At 61.8% G+C, this 17739-nt stretch carries 16 protein-coding genes; 14 read left to right on the top strand and 2 right to left on the bottom strand.

Annotated features, from left to right (window positions below):
* Nucleotides 1–77: 77 nt before the first annotated feature.
* A complete protein-coding gene (locus QCL65_RS13160) occupies nucleotides 78–1100 on the bottom strand; it encodes a LacI family DNA-binding transcriptional regulator (RefSeq protein ID WP_407309261.1) in 1023 nt (340 codons plus the stop codon).
* A 202-nt stretch (nucleotides 1101–1302) separates the two neighbouring features.
* Here QCL65_RS13160 and QCL65_RS13155 point away from each other — a divergent pair, with 202 nt between their 5' ends.
* Complete coding sequence (locus tag QCL65_RS13155) at nucleotides 1303–1833, top strand: gluconokinase (protein WP_407309259.1); 531 nt, start codon at nucleotides 1303–1305, stop codon at nucleotides 1831–1833.
* Between the two features lie 97 nt (nucleotides 1834–1930).
* Nucleotides 1931–3283, top strand: a complete 1353-nt coding sequence (locus QCL65_RS13150; protein ID WP_407309257.1) for a GntP family permease — start codon at nucleotides 1931–1933, stop codon at nucleotides 3281–3283.
* Nucleotides 3284–3310: 27 nt separating this feature from the next.
* On the opposite strand, the gene xerC is transcribed toward QCL65_RS13150, so the two are convergent.
* A complete protein-coding gene (xerC, locus tag QCL65_RS13145) occupies nucleotides 3311–4177 on the bottom strand; it encodes a tyrosine recombinase XerC (protein WP_407316836.1) in 867 nt (288 codons plus the stop codon).
* A gap of 189 nt (nucleotides 4178–4366) precedes the next feature.
* Here xerC and QCL65_RS13140 point away from each other — a divergent pair, with 189 nt between their 5' ends.
* From QCL65_RS13140 to xylB, 12 genes are all read left to right on the top strand, one after another.
* On the top strand, nucleotides 4367–5533 hold the full coding sequence (locus QCL65_RS13140; RefSeq protein WP_407309255.1) for an MFS transporter: 1167 nt from the start codon (nucleotides 4367–4369) through the stop codon (nucleotides 5531–5533).
* Between the two features lie 31 nt (nucleotides 5534–5564).
* The gene (gene copC / locus QCL65_RS13135; RefSeq protein WP_407309253.1) at nucleotides 5565–5933 is read left to right on the top strand and encodes a copper homeostasis periplasmic binding protein CopC; all 369 of its coding nucleotides are present in this window, start codon (nucleotides 5565–5567) and stop codon (nucleotides 5931–5933) included.
* 4 nt (nucleotides 5934–5937) lie between these two features.
* Entirely contained in the window at nucleotides 5938–6777 is an 840-nt protein-coding gene (copD, locus tag QCL65_RS13130; protein ID WP_407309251.1) for a copper homeostasis membrane protein CopD, read from the top strand.
* A 66-nt stretch (nucleotides 6778–6843) separates the two neighbouring features.
* Entirely contained in the window at nucleotides 6844–8127 is a 1284-nt protein-coding gene (locus QCL65_RS13125; protein ID WP_407309249.1) for a glycosyltransferase, read from the top strand.
* A gap of 101 nt (nucleotides 8128–8228) precedes the next feature.
* Nucleotides 8229–9134, top strand: coding sequence for a MurR/RpiR family transcriptional regulator (locus tag QCL65_RS13120; RefSeq protein WP_407309247.1), 906 nt, complete (start codon nucleotides 8229–8231; stop codon nucleotides 9132–9134).
* A 75-nt stretch (nucleotides 9135–9209) separates the two neighbouring features.
* Complete coding sequence (locus QCL65_RS13115) at nucleotides 9210–10115, top strand: AraC family transcriptional regulator (protein WP_407309245.1); 906 nt, start codon at nucleotides 9210–9212, stop codon at nucleotides 10113–10115.
* Between the two features lie 354 nt (nucleotides 10116–10469).
* Nucleotides 10470–11759 carry an ABC transporter substrate-binding protein gene (locus QCL65_RS13110; protein WP_407316834.1) on the top strand — a complete coding sequence of 430 codons (1290 nt, stop codon included), beginning with the start codon at nucleotides 10470–10472 and terminating at the stop codon, nucleotides 11757–11759.
* Between the two features lie 91 nt (nucleotides 11760–11850).
* Entirely contained in the window at nucleotides 11851–12750 is a 900-nt protein-coding gene (locus tag QCL65_RS13105) for a carbohydrate ABC transporter permease (protein ID WP_407309242.1), read from the top strand.
* A gap of 10 nt (nucleotides 12751–12760) precedes the next feature.
* A complete protein-coding gene (locus QCL65_RS13100; protein WP_407309240.1) occupies nucleotides 12761–13591 on the top strand; it encodes a carbohydrate ABC transporter permease in 831 nt (276 codons plus the stop codon).
* A 20-nt stretch (nucleotides 13592–13611) separates the two neighbouring features.
* A complete protein-coding gene (locus QCL65_RS13095) occupies nucleotides 13612–14715 on the top strand; it encodes an ABC transporter ATP-binding protein (protein ID WP_407309238.1) in 1104 nt (367 codons plus the stop codon).
* Nucleotides 14716–14730: 15 nt separating this feature from the next.
* Nucleotides 14731–16206: a mannitol dehydrogenase family protein gene (locus QCL65_RS13090; protein WP_407309236.1), complete on the top strand. Its 1476-nt coding sequence runs from the start codon at nucleotides 14731–14733 to the stop codon at nucleotides 16204–16206.
* An 11-nt stretch (nucleotides 16207–16217) separates the two neighbouring features.
* On the top strand, nucleotides 16218–17696 hold the full coding sequence (gene xylB / locus QCL65_RS13085) for a xylulokinase (RefSeq protein ID WP_407309234.1): 1479 nt from the start codon (nucleotides 16218–16220) through the stop codon (nucleotides 17694–17696).
* Nucleotides 17697–17739: the final 43 nt, after the last annotated feature.

Genomic DNA, 17739 nt, shown 5'->3' with positions numbered 1-17739 from the left:
TGATGATGTCGTAGGAGGGGGCTTGCCCCCGATCTTTTTCGCCCCCCCCCCGCCGACCGCCGCCCGCCGCGCAGGCTTCAGCCGCTGCTCTCGCGCACCACCAGTTCAAAGCCCAAGTCGTGCACCTCTTGGTTACACGGCTTGCCATCCATGCGTTCCAGCAACATATGAGCGGCGCGCGTGCCAATGGCGGCGCGCGGCGTGCGTATGGAGGTCAAGCGCGGCACCAGGTGCGCCGACGCCGGCAGGTCATTGAAGCCCACCATCGCCACGCGTTGAGGTATGGCGATAGCCTGGCGTGACGCTTCGAGGATCGCGCCTTGGGCCAGGTCGTCGTTGCAGAAGAAGATCCCGTCGACCTCGGGGTGCTTGCGCAGGAGCTCGGTGAATAACTCACCCCCCAGGCCGATGCTGGACGGCACCGGCGCCATGATTTCCAGTGCAGGGTCGTGCAGCCCTGCTTGCACCAGCGCTTCGCGAAAGCCGGCGCCGCGCTGCAGGGCGCGGGGGTCGAGCTGGGCGGCGATGTAAGCCAAGCGCTTGCGCCCGCCAGCCAACAAATGCCGCGCCGCCGCCAGGCCCGCCTGGCGCTGCGAGAACCCCACCGCACTGACGCCCGGGGAATGGTCCAGCTCCATCATGTGCACGCAGGGCAAGCCACTGGCGGCCAGCAACTGCCGGGAGCCTTCGCTGCGGTCGAACCCGGTCAGCAGCAGGCCGCGTGGCTGGTAAGCCAGATAGTTGCGGATCAGGTTTTCTTCTTCGTCGATGTCGTAGTGATAATTGCCGATCAATACTTCCAGCCCGCGCGGGCGCATCACCGCGTGGATCGCTTCCAGGGTTTCGATGAACAGTTGGTTGGACAGCGAGGGGATCAGCACCACCACGGACTGGCTGTGGCGTGACGCCAAAGCCCGTGCCGCCGTGTTTACCACGTAGCCCAGCGACTGGGCCGCGGCGTGCACCCGGCGAGCCCGCTCAGGGTCGACCGAAGCCACGCTGCGCAAGGCCCGCGACGCAGTAATGGGGGAAACTCCGGCCAGTTCGGCGACCTCTGCCAGCGTAGGACGCCCTGTAGCCCGATTAGCGATTTTGGCCATATTTATTGTTTTTATCTGCTTGCAATGTGTAGGAATTGGGGAATAAGGTAGCGCTGTCTCGGCCTGGCGGCAATCTCCAATTGCCCAGCCTAGCGCTTTCGACTGCACCAATGCGTTTCGACAAAATCAATAAGATTGAAGGCCCAGCCGCGACCTCCAGCCCTTCTGGTATCGCCGCGCTGTAGGCCAGCAGGAGTGACTGATGAATGCCCCCCTTTCAGCCCTCGTCGTGATGGGTGTTTCTGGCTGCGGTAAAAGCAGCGTCGGCGCCCAGATCGCGTTCAAGAGCGGCGGCCGCCTGATTGAAGGCGACGCCTTTCACCCCGCCGCCAACATCGAAAAAATGAGCGCTGGCATTCCCCTCGATGACCACGACCGAGCCGGTTGGCTGGAGCGCCTGGGCGTCGAGATGCAAGCTTGCATCGCTGAAGATGAGCGCGCAGTGCTGACCTGCTCGGCCCTCAAACGGGCCTACCGCGACAAGCTACGCGCGGCCGTCCCCGGCCTGGGCTTCATATTCCTGGAGCTGACCCGGGAAGAAGCCGCCAGGCGGGTCGCCAACCGCCCCGGCCACTTTATGCCCGCCAGCCTGATCGACAGCCAATTCGCCACCCTCGAACCGCCCACCGGTGAGGCGCTGACCCTGACCCTGGATGCCGCGGCGCCGATCGGTCAGCTGGCTGAAGAAGTGGATAGCTGGCTCAAGCTTCAAGGGGCGTCTACGCTGGCCTAGTACGCCAACGCAGGTATGCCTGGAAAAGACAGCGCTATCTTGACCTGTTTCACCGCACACGCTGTGCCCACAACAACGACAACATGAGGCTTACACCATGCTGGGTTTAGCTACAGACACCTTTTTGCTACTCGACGCATTAGTGACGATCATCGGGCTTATTCTGCTGATCACCCACTTCAAAGTTCACCCCTTCGTGGCCCTGACCCTGGCAGCCGGTTTTCTCGGGCTGACTTCGGGCATGCCCGTGGTCAAGGTGATGAAATCGTTCCAGGACGGCTTCGGCGGCGTGCTGGGCTTTGTCGGTATTGTCCTGGGTCTGGGGACCATGCTCGGCAAGCTGATGGCTGACTCGGGGGGCGCCGACCAAATTGCGCAAACCCTGATCAAGCGCTTTGGCATTCGCAATGTGCACTGGGCCATGATGTTCTCGGCGTTTCTGGTGGGCATCCCACTGTTCTTCGAAATCGGCTTCGTGCTGCTTATCCCGCTGGTGTTTATCGTGGCCCGCCGCTCTGGCGTGTCCCTGGTCAAGATCGGCATTCCGCTGCTGGCTGGCCTCTCGGTAGTGCATGGTCTGGTGCCGCCGCACCCGGGGCCGCTGCTGGCCATCGGGGTGTTCGGCGCTGACATCGGCAAGACCATTTTTTATGGCCTGATCGTCGCGCTGCCCACCGCCATCATCGCCGGCCCGCTGTTCGGCAACTTCATTTCCAAGTACATCCCGGGCACTCCTTCCAAGGAGCTGATGGAGCAGATCGCCAAGGAAGCGACCCACGAAAACCTGCCCAGCTTCGCCATCACCTTGATCACCGTGCTATTGCCAGTGTTCTTGATGCTGCTGAAAACCTTCGCCGACGTCGCCTTCCCGGCGGAAAACAGCTTCCGCCAATGGATGGACCTGATCGGCCACCCCATCACTGCCCTCCTCGCCGCCTTGCTGCTGGCGTTCTACACCTTTGGTTCGGCCCGGGGTTTTTCCCGCCAGCACATCATGAAACTGCTCGACCAAAGCCTCGCGCCGGTGGCAGCCATCGTGCTGATCGTAGGCGCTGGCGGTGGCTTCAAGCAGATGCTCGTGGACACGGGCGTGGGTAACGTTATCGGTCAGATGGCCGTGCAGGCGGAAATTTCGCCGATCCTGTTGGCCTGGCTGGTGGCCGCAGTGATTCGTATCGCCACCGGCTCCGCCACCGTGGCTACCATCACCGGCGCCGGCATTGTCGCTCCGGTGGTGGGCCTGGTGCCCGGGGTCAACCGTGAGTTGCTGGTATTGGCCACTGGGGCCGGGTCGTTGATTCTGTCCCACGTGAACGATGCCGGTTTCTGGTTGGTGAAGCAGTACTTCAATATGACCGTGGCAGAAACCTTCAAAACCTGGAGCATGATGGAGACTATCCTCTCGGTGGTCGGCATCATCTTCATCATGCTGCTGTCGTTGGTGGTGTAAAGGCCAGGGCCACTGGGCCCTGATCTTTTACAGTTCGAAGCGCTCCACAGCGCGGCGGCGTTCGTTGTCGTCGCGCATGTCGTAGCTTGCTGTGGTCTGGATGTTGCTATGGTGGGCCAGTTTTTGCGCAATCGACAGGTCGTGGTCTTCAATCACCCGAGTGATAAATGACCGGCGAAAATCATGGGGCATGATCTTGACCCCCACCTGCTCACCGCGCTGGCGGGCGATGTAGTAGATCGCGTGCTTGGTGATGCGCTCACGGGTGATGTGGCTGCCGCGGCGGATGCGATTGAACAGAAACGGGTCGTCTTCGGCCCCAGCGGGTAACTGCTCCCGGCGAAACGCCAGCCAGGCGTCGAGTTTGGCGAAGGCCCAGGCCGGGGCGTACTTGATCAGCTCCTTGTCGCCCTTGCCCATGACCCGCAGGCTGCGTTCAGCCGGGTCAACCTGGGCCAGTTCCAGGTTAACTGACTCAGACTTGCGCATGCCCGTGCCATACAAAATGGCAATCACCGCTGCATCGCGCAGGCCCTGAGGCCTTGGATCGGCCGCACAGACCGCCATCAGCTCGCGAATCAGCGAGCGGCGCAGATTACGCCCATTGCCCAACCGTGTGCCCTGCGCGGCTTTGACCGAGCGCATCTTCAACAACTGGTCGTGGCTGATCAAGCTCAAGCGCCAGGCCTCGTTCATCACCCCACGAATCGCATTCACGTACAAGGACGAAGTATTGGGCGCATAGCCGTCTTCGCGCAGCGCGCTCACCAGGCCGGTGATATGCCCCGGCTCCAGGGCGTGCCAGGGCACCTCGCGAATATCGGTGTCGGCGAACCCCAAACGGTCGGCGGCGTCTTGCAGCACGTAGTGCATGGTCAGGCGGCTGGAAGGCATCAGCCGAGCGAGGTACTGGACGAGGGGGTTGTGCAGATCGGTCAAACCTGGGGTCCTGCTGTGGGGTTAAAAGCGCGCTATGTTACAGCGCCAGGCCTTGAGCTGCGAGCGACACACCTTGCCCCCTTACTCGGCTGCGGTCGGCAAAACTTGCTATCCTCCCCGGCTTGCCCCCGTCCGAGACCTGTCGTGACCGCCGCTGCTCCCTCATTGCTGCACTCAAGCCTGCTCGGTTTTGCCCAGATCATTGCCTGGGGCGGCTCGTTCTACCTGACCGCCGTATTAGCCACGGCCGTGGTCCAGGACACCGGCTGGGGCCAGCCATGGGTGTACGGTGCGCTGTCCCTGGGCATCCTCACCTCTGGGCTGCTGGCCCCGTGGGTGGGGCGGCGTATCGCCCTGCATGGGGGCCGGCAGATGCTGCTGGCCAGCGCCCTGGTATTGCCCGGCGGGTTACTCTTGCTCGCCGCGGCGCCTAATTTGCCTTGGTTCGTACTGTCCTGGCTGGTGATTGGCGCAGGCATGGCCGCGGGGCTGTACGACGCCCTGTTCGCCACCTTGGGCACCCTATACGGGCAGAACGCGCGCAGGGCGATCACCCAGGTCACGCTGGTCTCGGGGTTCTGCACCAGCCTGGTTTGGCCGTACATCGCCCTATTGGTCGAGCACCTGGGCTGGCGTGGGGCCTGTGTCGCCTACAGCGCGACGTTGCTGGCCAGTGTGCTGCCGATTTACCTATTCACCTTGCCCAGGCACGTACCCGCCGCTGTTGCGTCAGACTCGCCAAGCGAGCCGCCCGCCGCCATCCCCGAAGGCAAAGTATTCTGGCTGCTGACCGCCAGCTTCACCCTGGCGGCGATCATTTTTACCAGTATTTCGGTGCAGTTGATCAGCTTGCTGCAAGAGCTGGGCCTGTCCTTGGTCGCGGCATTGGCGGTGGCCGCGCTGATCGGCCCTAGCCAGGTCGCGGCACGGGTGCTGGAAGTGGTTGTAGGGCGCCAGGCACACCCGATCTGGAGCACCCTGGGCTCGGCACTGATGGTCACCCTGGGCCTGGCTCTAACCTGGTTCGAACCACTGTACGCCGCCATCGGGCTGATCGTTTATGGCACCGGCAGCGGCCTTCGCTCAATCGTTCGCGGCACCCTGCCCCTGGCGCTGTTCGGTAGCCGGCTGTACCCCCAAGTGCTGGGCCTGATCGCCCGGCCGACGTTGCTCGCACAAGCCATCACGCCACTGTTAGGGGGTTACCTGCAAAGTCATTTCGGCGCCAGCGCCACCTTTGCCGTGCTGATCGCCCTGGCGGCTCTCAACGTACTGCTGGTGCTGTGGCTGAGTGCAGCCATTGCCCGTTAAACTTTCCTGACCCCTGCGCGGAGCACCTCCAATGAACCTGAAAAACCTTCTAGCTACAGTCGCCGTGTGCCTGGGCCTGTTCAGCAGCGCCTCGGCGCTGGCCCATACCCACCTGAAAACCCTGGTTCCAGCCGCCGACAGCAGCGTGGCGCCCACCAACGAGTTGCGCATGAGTTTTTCGGAAGCGCTCGAAGTTTCCGTCAGCCAGGTGCAACTGCTGCGCGTTGACGGTGCAGCCGTGGGCCCGGTGGTACTGGGCCTGGCTGAGGACGACAACAAGACCTTGCTGGTGAAAACCGCAAAGCCATTGGCACCAGGTGAATACCAAGTGCAATGGCGGGTGGTATCGAAAGACACCCACACGGTAAAAGGCACCTATCGCTTTAACGTCAGGCAATAAGCTAATGATTTTATTAGCTATTGTTAAATTCATTCATTTCACGTCATTGTTGCTGGTGTTCGGTGTGAGTCTGCTGCGGCCCCTGCTGCTGGCCCACCCCGGCCAGCAAGCGCGCTTGCGTAATCTATTCGACCCTCTGCTGTGTCTGGTGGCAGGCCTTGGGTTAATCAGTGGGGTTGGCTGGTTGCTGCTGACCACCGCCGACATGGTCGGCAGCCTGGATACGGCAGCTTTGAGCCGGGTGCTCACGCAAACCTTCTTCGGCAAGGTCTGGGCACTGCACCTGTTGCTGTGCGTGGGCCTGCTGGTTTGCCTGCGCATTCCAGGCGCGCGCACGCGGGTAGTTGCGCGCCCCCTGAGCGCCCTGGCGGTGGCGACCCTGGCGCCAATTGGCCATGGCAGCCTATTCGAAGGCCTGCTCGGCCAAGTGATGGTCATCAACCAATTGGTGCATTTGCTGTGCGTAGGGGCCTGGCTGGGGGGGCTGCTGGCGCTGTTGTTCGTCATGGCCAGGCCCAACGGCGAAGACCTGCGCCAACTCCTGCGCCGCTTCGGCAACTTGGGGCTCTGGCTGGTGGCCGGTGTGGCGGTTACCGGGCTGATCAACGTGCGTGCCCTGACCGGCACTTTGTGGCCTTCGCCCGGCATGTCGGGCTTCGCCACCGTGTTGAACATCAAGGCACTGCTGGTGCTGGCGATGCTTGGCCTGGCGCTGTTCAATCGCCGCTCCCTGGGTGACCCCGATTGGGATGTACAACGCTTGAAAATCAGCGTCGGCCTGGAATGGCTAATGGGCCTGGCGGCGTTACTCGCCGTCTCTATGCTGGGGGGTATGGCGCCCTGACAGCCTCGCCAACTGGCCTCTCAGTAATTCCCAATAAACATTAAGTACGTTACGGAAACTACTGAAATGCAAGATAAAAAAAACCTTCTCGCAATCGGCTATGTATGGCCGGAGCCGCGTTCCTCGGCAGCGGGTGGGCATATGATGCAACTGCTCCAGGCATTTGTGGCCCAGGGCTGGTCGATTACTTTCGCCAGCCCAGCGGGTGTCGGCGAGCACAAAGCTGACCTGGCCGCACTGGGTATTGCCGAACAAGCCATCGAGTTGAACAACAGCAGCTTCGACCTCTTCATCAAGGGCCTGAACCCCCACGTGGTGTTGTTTGACCGCTTTATGATGGAAGAGCAGTTCGGTTGGCGCGTCGAAAAACACTGCCCCACTGCCCTGCGCGTACTGGAAACCTCGGACCTACAATGCCTGCGTGGCGCGCGCGAGAGCTTATTCAAAACGCACCTCAAGACCCACGCCGGAGACGACTTCAGCCCCTGGTTCAACGCAGCACAGGCACAGGCACTCACTGATGTGGCGCAAACCGATCTGTGCTTGCGCGAGCTGGCGGCGATCTACCGCAGTGACTTGAGTTTGGTTATTTCAGAGGTAGAAATCGACTGGTTGCAACGCCAGTTCAACGTGCCTGCCGCACTGTTGCACTGGTGCCCTTTGCTGGTGAACAGCGCTGAGGCCGGTGGACCAGAGTTTAACCAGCGCGAACACATGCTCAGCATCGGTAATTTCCGCCATGCGCCCAATTGGGATGCCGTGCTCTGGCTCAAACAAGCGGTGTGGCCGCGCATCCGCGCGCGGTTGCCCAGGGTGCAATTACACATCTATGGGGCCTACACCCCGCCCAAGGCCACCGCCCTGCACAATACGGCTGAAGGGTTTTTGGTCAAGGGCTGGGCCCCCGATGCCTTGCAGGTGATGCGCAGTGCCCGTCTGGCCTTGGCGCCCCTGCGGTTCGGCGCAGGCATCAAAGGCAAATTGGTCGATGCGATGCAATGCGGCACGCCCAGTGTCACCACGCCGATTGGCGCCGAAGGGATGCATGGCCACTGGCCTTGGCCCGGCGCGGTGGCTACCAGTGCTGAAGCACTGGCGGAGGCCGCCACCAAGCTGTATCAAAACGAAACTCAATGGCACGACGCCCAGCGTTTGGGCTATCAACTGCTGTCCGCCCGTTATGAAAGTGCACACCACGCCAGCGCTTTGCTCGATCACGTGGACAGGCTGTTGCAGGTGCTGGACTCGCACAGGCGGGTCAACATAACCGGGCAATTGCTCCGCCATCATCACCATAAAAGCACTCAGTACATGGCGCAGTGGATAGAGGAAAAAAACAGGGTGAGGTGAGCCAGGATCCAAAAGTTCAAATTTAAGGATCCAATTCGTAAATATTGTATTATATTGTTTACCTGGAAGTTCGCTTACCCGCCATAAAGGACGGCTACACCATGCCAAAACTGACCGGAAGCTCCATCTACGACGTGCCCTTGATGCACGACCTCACTAACCTGAACGCTCACCTGACCCGTGCGCCGGGCAAGGTCGCCGAGTACATTTTGCGTCATCCGCTCAAAACTGCGCTTATGAGTATCAACGAGCTGGCCGTAGCGACCAAGACCTCCACCGCGGCGGTGAATCGACTGGGCAATCAGCTAGGTCTAGGGGGCTTCACTGGTCTACGTGGCGCCCTGGTGTCCCACGTCACTGAGTTCTTACTGGCATCCGAGCAAGTCGGCCACGAGCTGCACCAGTGCCCCGACGGAGGGTTCAGCCTGGAGCAACAGTTACGCGTCACGGTAGGCAACCTCGAATTGGTCAATGAGCTGAACCCGCCAGACACCTTCAGCCTGATGGTGGACTGCCTGGCAGGCGCTCGGCACATCTACATCAGTGGCTTTGGCGCGGGCTATAACCTGGCCCACATCCTTGCTGACGGCCTACTGCCCCATTGCCATAATGCCTCGGCGGTCAATACCAATGGCTGCGCCGAAAGCACGGCGTTTCGCATGGCCGGCCTAGCGAGCCAGGATGTGTTTCTGGCGATTTCCCTGCCGCCTTACGATGCCGAAAGTGTCCGGCTGGCTAAGTTCGCCCTGGAACGTGGCGCCTGCGTGCTGGCTTTGACTGACTCGCCGGCCGCCGCCCTGTCCCATATCGCCCAGCAAACCTTGTTCGCCCCCACGCACCACCCAGTGCTGGGTAACTCCTTGGGCCCGACCATGACGGTGATTGAGGCTCTGCTGGCCGCCATGGCGCTGCGCAACCGAGAGGCGTCCAACCAGACCCGCGAGCTGGCCGACCGGGCTTTGGCCTCTATGAACGGTACCCAGGCCACTGAGCAGTCGCCACGCTAGGCCGCTCATGGCGCATGGACGCGCCCCGCCATTGGCGGCTATTCTGCGAAGAATGTCCGCCACCCAGACCTGACCATGACGCGAGCAGCCCGCACTCACGACCCTTCCTATGAGTTGATGGACGACCATGACGGTCTGTCGATCATCTACCGGCAACACGGTTTTCCGTGCCCACTGGTGCGCTGGCATTTCCATAAGGAGTACGAGCTGCACCTGCTGGTGGCGAGCAGCGGCAAGGTGTTTGTCGGTGACTATATTGGCAACTTCAACCCCGGCAGCCTGTTTCTCACCGGTCCGCACTTGCCGCACAACTGGATCAGCCAACTGGCCGAAGGTGAAGTGGTCGACAAACGCGACATGTTGGTCAACTTTACCGACGAGCTGTTCGACAGCGCCCAGTCGGTCTTCAGCGAACTGAAAAGCCTCGGCCCTTTGCTCGACCGCGCCGCCCATGGCATCGAATTCCGCTGCCGTGACACTATCGCCGAAGCGGCCACCCTCATGCAGCTGATCGCCGATACCCGGGGCATCGCGCGCCTGGGGCACTTTCTTATCCTCATGGAACGGCTGGCCGCTTGCGACGACTATCAACTGCTGTCGGGCACCCGCGCAGCGCCAGTGGCCGATGAGCACAGTGCCGACCGCACCAACCGTGCGGTCGATTACATCTTCAGCCACTACGCGCGGGAGCTGCCGCTGGAAGAAGTGGCCGAATTCCTCGGCATGAAGCCCACTTATTTTTCCCGTATATTCAAACAGGCGACGGGGCGCTGCTTTGTCGAGTTCGTCAATCGGCTGCGCATTAGCAAGTCTTGCGAGTTGCTCGCCCAGGGCGACAAGCCGGTGACGGATGTGTGTTTCGAGTCAGGCTTCAACAATATTTCCAACTTCAATCGGCGCTTTCAGCAGCTCAAAGGCATGACCCCTTCCCACTATCGGCGCTTGGTTATGCAGCGTTTGACTGAGCAGAATCGGGCCTGAAAAGATCGGAAAAGATCGGGGGCAAGCCCCCTCCTACTGGCGTGCGCGCATAGGTAGGAGGGGGCTTGCCCCCGATCTTTTGATCTTAACAACCGGTACTCTCTCAACTACCCCGATCGGTGGCAACCGCTCTAGACAGCCCGCCCTAAGCACTGCCGGGTTCTTACCCACTGCAAAATAGTATCGGTTAACGTGCCTCAAAGGATTTGTCCTGGCGGGCATTCAGGTCTGTAATCATGCCTAGCTGCTTCCTCGCTTCCAGGAAGCCAAAAAAAACAAAAACCACAACTTCGGGCCCTTGGGACCGAAGAGGAGAGCACGATGCAATTTCCCGCGAAAAGACTCTTTTGCGCCATGGCCCTGGCCGCCTGCCTGCCGCAAAGTGCCAGTGTTCTGGCTGCCGACACGCTGACCATCGCCACCGTCAACAACAGCGACATGATCCGTATGCAACGCTTGTCTAAAGCGTTTGAAGAGCAGCATCCGGACATCAAGCTCAATTGGGTCGTGCTTGAAGAAAACGTCCTGCGTCAGCGCCTGACCACCGACATCGCCACCCAAGGTGGGCAGTTCGACGTGCTCACCATCGGCATGTACGAAGCCGCACTGTGGGGTGCCAAGGGTTGGCTAGAGCCGATGACCGACCTGCCCGCCAGCTACGACCTGGACGATGTGTTCCCGTCCGTGCGCGAAGGCCTTTCCGCCAACGGCAAACTCTACGCCCTGCCGTTCTACGCCGAAAGCTCCATGACCTACTACCGCACCGACTTGTTCAAAGCCGCTGGCCTGAGCATGCCCGAGCGCCCAACCTGGGAGCAGATGGCCGAATTCGCTGGCAAGCTGAACAAGCCCGAGCAAGGCCAATACGGCATCTGCCTGCGCGGCAAAGCCGGCTGGGGCGAGAACATGGCCCTAATCACCACCATCGCCAACAGTTACGGTGGGCGCTGGTTCGATGAAAAATGGCAGCCGCAATTCAATACCGACGCGTGGAAAAAAGCCCTGGGCTTCTACGTGGAGACCATGAAGAAATACGGCCCACCGGGCGCGACCAGCAACGGTTTCAACGAAAACCTCGCCCTGTTCAACAGCGGCAAGTGCGCCATGTGGGTCGACGCCAGCGTGGCCGGCTCGTTCGTCACCGACAAGAGCCAGAGCAAGGTGGCGGACAGCGTCGGTTTCACCTTCGCCCCTCATCAGGTCACCGAGAAAGGCTCGGCCTGGTTGTACTCCTGGTCCCTGGCCATTCCCACCAGCTCCAAAACCAAGCCAGCGGCCAAGGCGTTCACTGCCTGGGCCACCTCCAAGGACTACGCCGCACTGGTCGCGCAGAAGGATGGCGTGGCTAACGTACCGCCAGGCACGCGCAAGTCCACCTACAGCGATGCTTATATGAAAGCGGCGCCGTTCGCCAAGATCACCCTGGAATCACTGAAAGTCGCCGACCCTAAACACCCGACCCAAGACCCAGTACCGTATGTGGGCATTCAGTTGGTCACCATCCCCGAGTTCCAAGCGGTCGGTACCTCGGTCGGCAAGATCTTCTCCGGTGCGCTCACCGGCCAGGCCAGCGTCGATGCGGCATTGGCGGCCGCACAGACTGCCACCGAGCGCGAGATGAAGCGCGCGGGCTATCCGAAGTAGCCAGCCCGTACACCCCGGTCTTTTCAACCCTGCAGGCCGAAAAGATCGGGGCTCAGCGCCACCCGCCTGCCCCTGAGCTAAGGACATTTCTATGAGCACTACCACGCGCCCGGCAAGGCGCCTGCAGCGAAGCCCTGGCTGGTTTTTGGTGTCACCCTCGGTGGGCCTGTTGCTCCTTTGGATGATCGTGCCCCTGGGCATGACCCTGTATTTCTCACTGATCCGCTACAACCTGCTCTACCCCGGCGAAAACGAATTCGTCGGCCTGGAGAATTTCAGCTACTTCATCACCGATGCCGGCTTTCTGCCCGGCGCCAGCAATACCTTGCTGTTAGTGGGCAGCGTCTTATTGATTAGCGTGGTGTTGGGCGTGCTCATCTCCGCGCTGCTGGAAGCCAGCGAATTCTTTGGCCGCGGTATCGTGCGGGTGTTGTTGATCTCGCCCTTTTTTATCATGCCCACGGTGGGCGCGCTGATCTTCAAAAACCTGATCTTCCACCCGGTGTCCGGCATCCTTGCCGCGCTGTGGCGAGCCTTCGGCGCTCAACCGGTGGATTGGCTGGCGAACTACCCGCTGCTGTCGATCATTATCATTGTGTCCTGGCAGTGGTTGCCCTTTGCGATTTTGCTCTTGATGACCGCCATGCAGTCCCTGGACCAGGAACAGAAAGAAGCCGCACGCCTGGACGGGGCTGGCGCCATCGCGATTTTCTGGCACTTGACCCTGCCGCACCTGGCGCGCCCCATCGCCGTGGTGGTGATGATCGAGACCATCTTCCTGCTGTCGGTATTCGCCGAGATTTTCACCACCACCAACGGTGGCCCGGGCTTCGCCTCGACCAACCTGGCGTACCTGATCTACAACCAGGCACTGGTGCAGTTCGATGTGGGCATGGCCTCCGCCGGCGGCTTGATTGCCGTGGTGATCGCCAATATCGCCGCCATTATCCTCGTCAGGATGATCGGCAAAAACCTCACCGATAAAAACTGAGGCGCCTGCCATGACCTTACAACAAACCCGTCGTCTGCAAAGCGTGGTGCTCGGTTGCCTGGCCTGGGCCATCGCCCTGGTGCTGTTTTTCCCGATCTTCTGGATGGTGCTGACCAGCCTCAAGACCGAGATCGACGCCTTCGCTACTCCACCGCAGTTTATTTTCATGCCGACCCTGGAAAACTACCTGCACATTCAGGAGCGTAGTGACTACCTGCACTTTGCCTGGAACTCGGTGGTGGTTTCCTTCAGTGCCACGGCGCTGTGCATGCTCATCGCGGTGCCGGCGGCCTACTCCATGGCGTTCTACGAGACCCACCGGACCAAGCGCACCCTGTTGTGGATGCTCTCCACCAAGATGCTGCCGCCGGTGGGCGTGCTGATGCCGATCTACCTGTTGGCCAAAGGCGCGGGCCTGCTCGATACCCGCGTGGCGCTGATCGTCATCTACACCCTGATCAACCTGCCCATCGTGGTGTGGATGGTTTACACCTACTTCAAAGACATCCCCCGGGACATCCTCGAAGCCGCGCGGCTGGACGGTGCCACCCTGGCCCAAGAGATGCTGCGGGTGCTGCTGCCCATCAGCAAAGGCGGCTTGGCCTCGACCGTATTGCTGTCGCTGATCCTGTGCTGGAACGAGGCGTTCTGGTCGCTCAACCTGACCAGTTCGCAAGCCGCGCCGCTGACCGCCTTGATCGCCTCCTATTCCAGCCCCGAAGGCCTGTTCTGGGCAAAATTATCGGCCGTTTCCACGCTGGCCTGCGCGCCCATTCTGATCTTCGGCTGGATTAGCCAGAAGCAGCTGGTACGCGGCCTGTCGTTTGGTGCGGTGAAATAACTGACTGATTGGAGCTTCCCATGGCCACATTGAAAATAAGAAACCTGCAGAAAGGCTTTGAAGGTCTGTCCATCATCAAAGGCATCGATCTGGACGTCCACGACCGCGAGTTCGTGGTGTTCGTGGGCCCCTCGGGGTGCGGCAAGTCCACGCTGCTGCGCCTGATCGCCGGCCTTGAGGAAGTGACCGAAGGTAGCATCGAGCTCGACGGCCGCGATATCACCCAGGTCAGCCCGGCCAAACGCGACCTGGCCATGGTGTTCCAGACCTACGCCCTGTACCCGCACATGAGCGTGCGCAAGAACATGTCCTTTGCCCTGGACCTGGCCGGGCAGGACAAAGCCCTGGTGGAGAAAAAGGTCAGCGAAGCGGCACGCATTCTCGAACTGGAACCCTTGCTGGAGCGCAAGCCCAAGCAGTTGTCGGGCGGTCAGCGCCAGCGGGTCGCAATTGGCCGCGCCATCGTGCGCAACCCAAAAATCTTTTTATTCGACGAGCCGCTGTCTAACCTCGACGCCGCGCTGCGAGTGCAGATGCGCCTGGAGTTGTCGCGCCTGCACAAAGAGCTGCAAGCCACCATGATCTACGTCACCCACGACCAGGTCGAAGCCATGACCCTGGCTGACAAAGTGGTGGTGCTTAACGGCGGCCGGGTCGAGCAGGTGGGTTCGCCGTTGGAGCTGTACCACGCCCCCGCCAACCTGTTCGTGGCCGGCTTTCTAGGCACGCCAAAAATGGGCTTCCTGGCGGGCAAGGTAGCCGCCGTCGACAGCGCCGGGTGCGAGGTGGAACTCGATGCCGGCACGCGTATTCGCCTGCCACGGGTCGGGCCAAATCTTACCGTCGGCAGCCCAGTGACCCTGGGCATCCGCCCGGAGCACATGGACCTGGCGCAACCGGGCCAGTGCCAGCTCAGCGTCATCGCTGACGTCAGCGAACGCTTGGGCAGCGACACCTTCTGCCATGTGCGCACCGACGCCGGCGAGCCCCTTACGTTGCGTATCCGCGGCGACCTGGCCAGCCAATACGGCGAACGCCTGAGCCTGCACCTGGACGCCGAGCATTGCCACCTTTTCGACGCCGCCGGCCTGGCCGTGGCCAAACCACTGCGCGCCGCCGCCTGACTTGAGACCCGCCTTATGAAGCTCAATCGCCAACACCTCGACCAACTGCCCGGCGCAATCCAGCGGCCGGCATATCAGCGTGATCAGTTGCAGCATGGCATCGTCCACATCGGCGTCGGCGGCTTCCACCGCGCGCACCAGGCGTTCTACACCGATCGCTTGCTGAACCAGGGCCTGGCCAAGGAATGGGCCATTTGCGGGGCTGGCCTGCGGGCCGAGGACCGCGGTGTGCGCGACGCCCTCGCCGCCCAGGATTACCTGTACACCTTGGTGGAACTGGCTGACACCCCGGACACCGAAGTGCGGGTGATTGCCGCCATCAGCGACATGCTCTTGGCCGAAGACAGCGCCACCGCGCTGATCGCCAAGCTGGCCGAACCTGCGGTGCGTATTGTCTCGCTGACCATCACCGAGGGCGGCTACTGCATCGATGACAGCACCGGCGAGTTCATGGCGCACCTGCCGCAGATCCAACATGATCTGACGCACCCCGATGCACCGCACACCGTGTTCGGTTTTCTCTGCGCCGCCCTGGCCCGCCGCCGCGCCGCCGGCACCCCGGCGTTCACCCTGATGTCCTGTGATAACCTGCCGCATAACGGCCAAGTCGCGCGCAAGGCGCTGCTGGCCTTCGCTGAGCAGCTGGACGCTGACCTGGCCAGCTGGATCGACCAGCACGTGAGCTTCCCCAACGCCATGGTCGACCGCATCACGCCCATGACCAGTAAGGTCCACCGCCAGCAACTGCTGGAGCGCCACGGCGTTGAAGACGCCTGGCCGGTGGTCTGCGAACCCTTCGTGCAATGGGTGCTGGAAGACAAATTCAACGCCGGGCGGCCCGCCTGGGAGCAAGTCGGCGTGCAGTTTACCGACGACGTCACCCCCTACGAAGAAATGAAGATCAAGCTGCTCAACGGCAGCCACCTGGCCTTGACCTACCTGGGCTTCCTGCACGGTTATCGTTTCGTTCACGAGACCATGAATGACCCTTTGTTCGTTCGCTATATCCGCGCGTATATGGACTACGACGTCACGCCGCAACTGGCCTCGGTGCCGGGCATTGACCTTGAGGGCTATAAAGACACCTTGATCGAACGCTTCTCCAACCAGGCCATCGCTGACCAACTGGAGCGCGTGTGTTCCGACGGCTCGTCGAAATTCCCCAAGTTCACCGTGCCCACTATCAACCGGCTGATCGCCGACAGCGCCGACCTCGAGCGCGCGGCGTTGGTGGTAGCGGCCTGGGCGCTGTACCTCAAGGGCGTCGATGAGCGTGGCGCGAACTACGACATCCCCGACCCACGGGCCGCGTTCTGCCAGGGGCTGGTGGCTGATGACAGCACCCTGACCGAGCGCTTGCTGGGCGTAGAGGAGATTTTCGGCAAGGCGATTCCCCAGTCCGCTGCATTCGTCGCCGCGTTCGAAAACAACCTGGCGAACCTGCGCAGGTACGGCGTACACGGCACCCTTCAACGCCTGCTGGACAAATAGAGGTCACGCCCATGTACCTTGGTATCGATTGCGGCACCCAGGGCACCAAGGCGCTGGTCCTTGACGCCCACGGCGGTCGCGTATTGGGCATCGGCGCGGCGCCCCATAGCCTGATCAGTGAAGCCAATGGGCGGCGCGAGCAGGCCGTGGAACAATGGCAGGTGGCACTGCAGGCGGCCACCGCCCAAGCCTTGGCCAACGCCGGCATCGACGGCCGGGAGATCGTCGCCATGGGCGTTTCGGGCCAGCAACATGGCCTGGTTCTGCTGGATGCCGGCGGGAGCGTGCTGCGCCCGGCCAAGCTGTGGTGCGACACCGAATCCAGCCCGCAAAACCAGCGCCTGCTGGATCACCTGGGCGGCGAACGCGGCTCACTGCAGCGCCTGGGCCTGGCCATCGCGCCCGGCTATACGGTGTCCAAGCTGCTCTGGACACGCGAGCACCACCCCGAGCTGTTCGCCCGCATTGCCCATATTCTGCTGCCCCACGACTACCTCAACTATTGGCTTACCGGGCGCTGTTGTAGCGAATATGGCGACGCCTCCGGCACCGGTTATTTCAACGTGCGCACCCGCCAATGGGACCTGGCGTTGCTGGCTGAAATCGACCCCACGGGCCGGCTGGCGCAGGCCCTACCCGAGCTGATCGAGGCCGATCAGCCGGTCGGCAGATTGCTCCCAGAGATCGCCCAGCGCCTTGGGCTTAACCCCAACGTACAGGTGGCCAGCGGCGGCGGCGACAACATGCTGGGGGCCATCGGCACCGCCAACATCGAGCCGGGTATTTTGACCATGAGCCTCGGCTCATCCGGCACCTTATATGCCTACAGCGATCAGCCGCGAGTCAGCGAACACGCCAGCGTGGCAACGTTCTGCTCGTCTACTGGCGGTTGGCTGCCGTTGATTTGCACCATGAACCTGACCAACGCCACTACGGCCGTGCGCCAGTTCCTGGGGTTGGACCTGGCGGCCTTCAACAGTGCTGTGCAAAGCGCCCCGATTGGTGCCGAAGGCGTATGCATGCTGCCGTTCCTCAGTGGCGAACGGGTGCCCGCCCTGCCCCTGGCCAACGGCAGCCTGCACGGCCTGACCGCCAGTAACATGAGCGCCGCCAACCTATGCCGGGCGGTGATGGAAGGCACGACCTTCGGCCTACGCTACGGTCTAGACCTGCTACGCGCCAGTGGCGTGCGCAGCGACAGCATTCGCCTAGTGGGCGGCGGCGCCAACAGCCCGGTATGGCGGCAGATGGTCGCCGACGTCATGAATACCCCGGTCACCTGCCCCGAGCAAGCCGAAGCGGCCGCATTGGGCGCAGCCATCCAGGCGGCCTGGTGCAACGGGGTGGGCACACTGGCGCAGTTGTGCGAGCGCTGCGTGCACCTGGATGCAAGCCGCCTGCAACGGCCCGATGCCACTCGCGCCATGGCCTACGAGCAGGCTTACCTAACTTATCGTCGCTGGGTGGGGGTCGTCGAACGGGTTAATTGAATGGGGTTAAACCCACGGCGGGTAATTAATGTTGGGCGGCTGG

Origin of the sequence: Pseudomonas sp. nanlin1, from assembly GCF_045571515.1 — a bacterium.
In the GTDB taxonomy this organism is placed as follows: domain Bacteria; phylum Pseudomonadota; class Gammaproteobacteria; order Pseudomonadales; family Pseudomonadaceae; genus Aquipseudomonas.
This window is presented reverse-complemented; position numbering and strand designations above follow the sequence as displayed.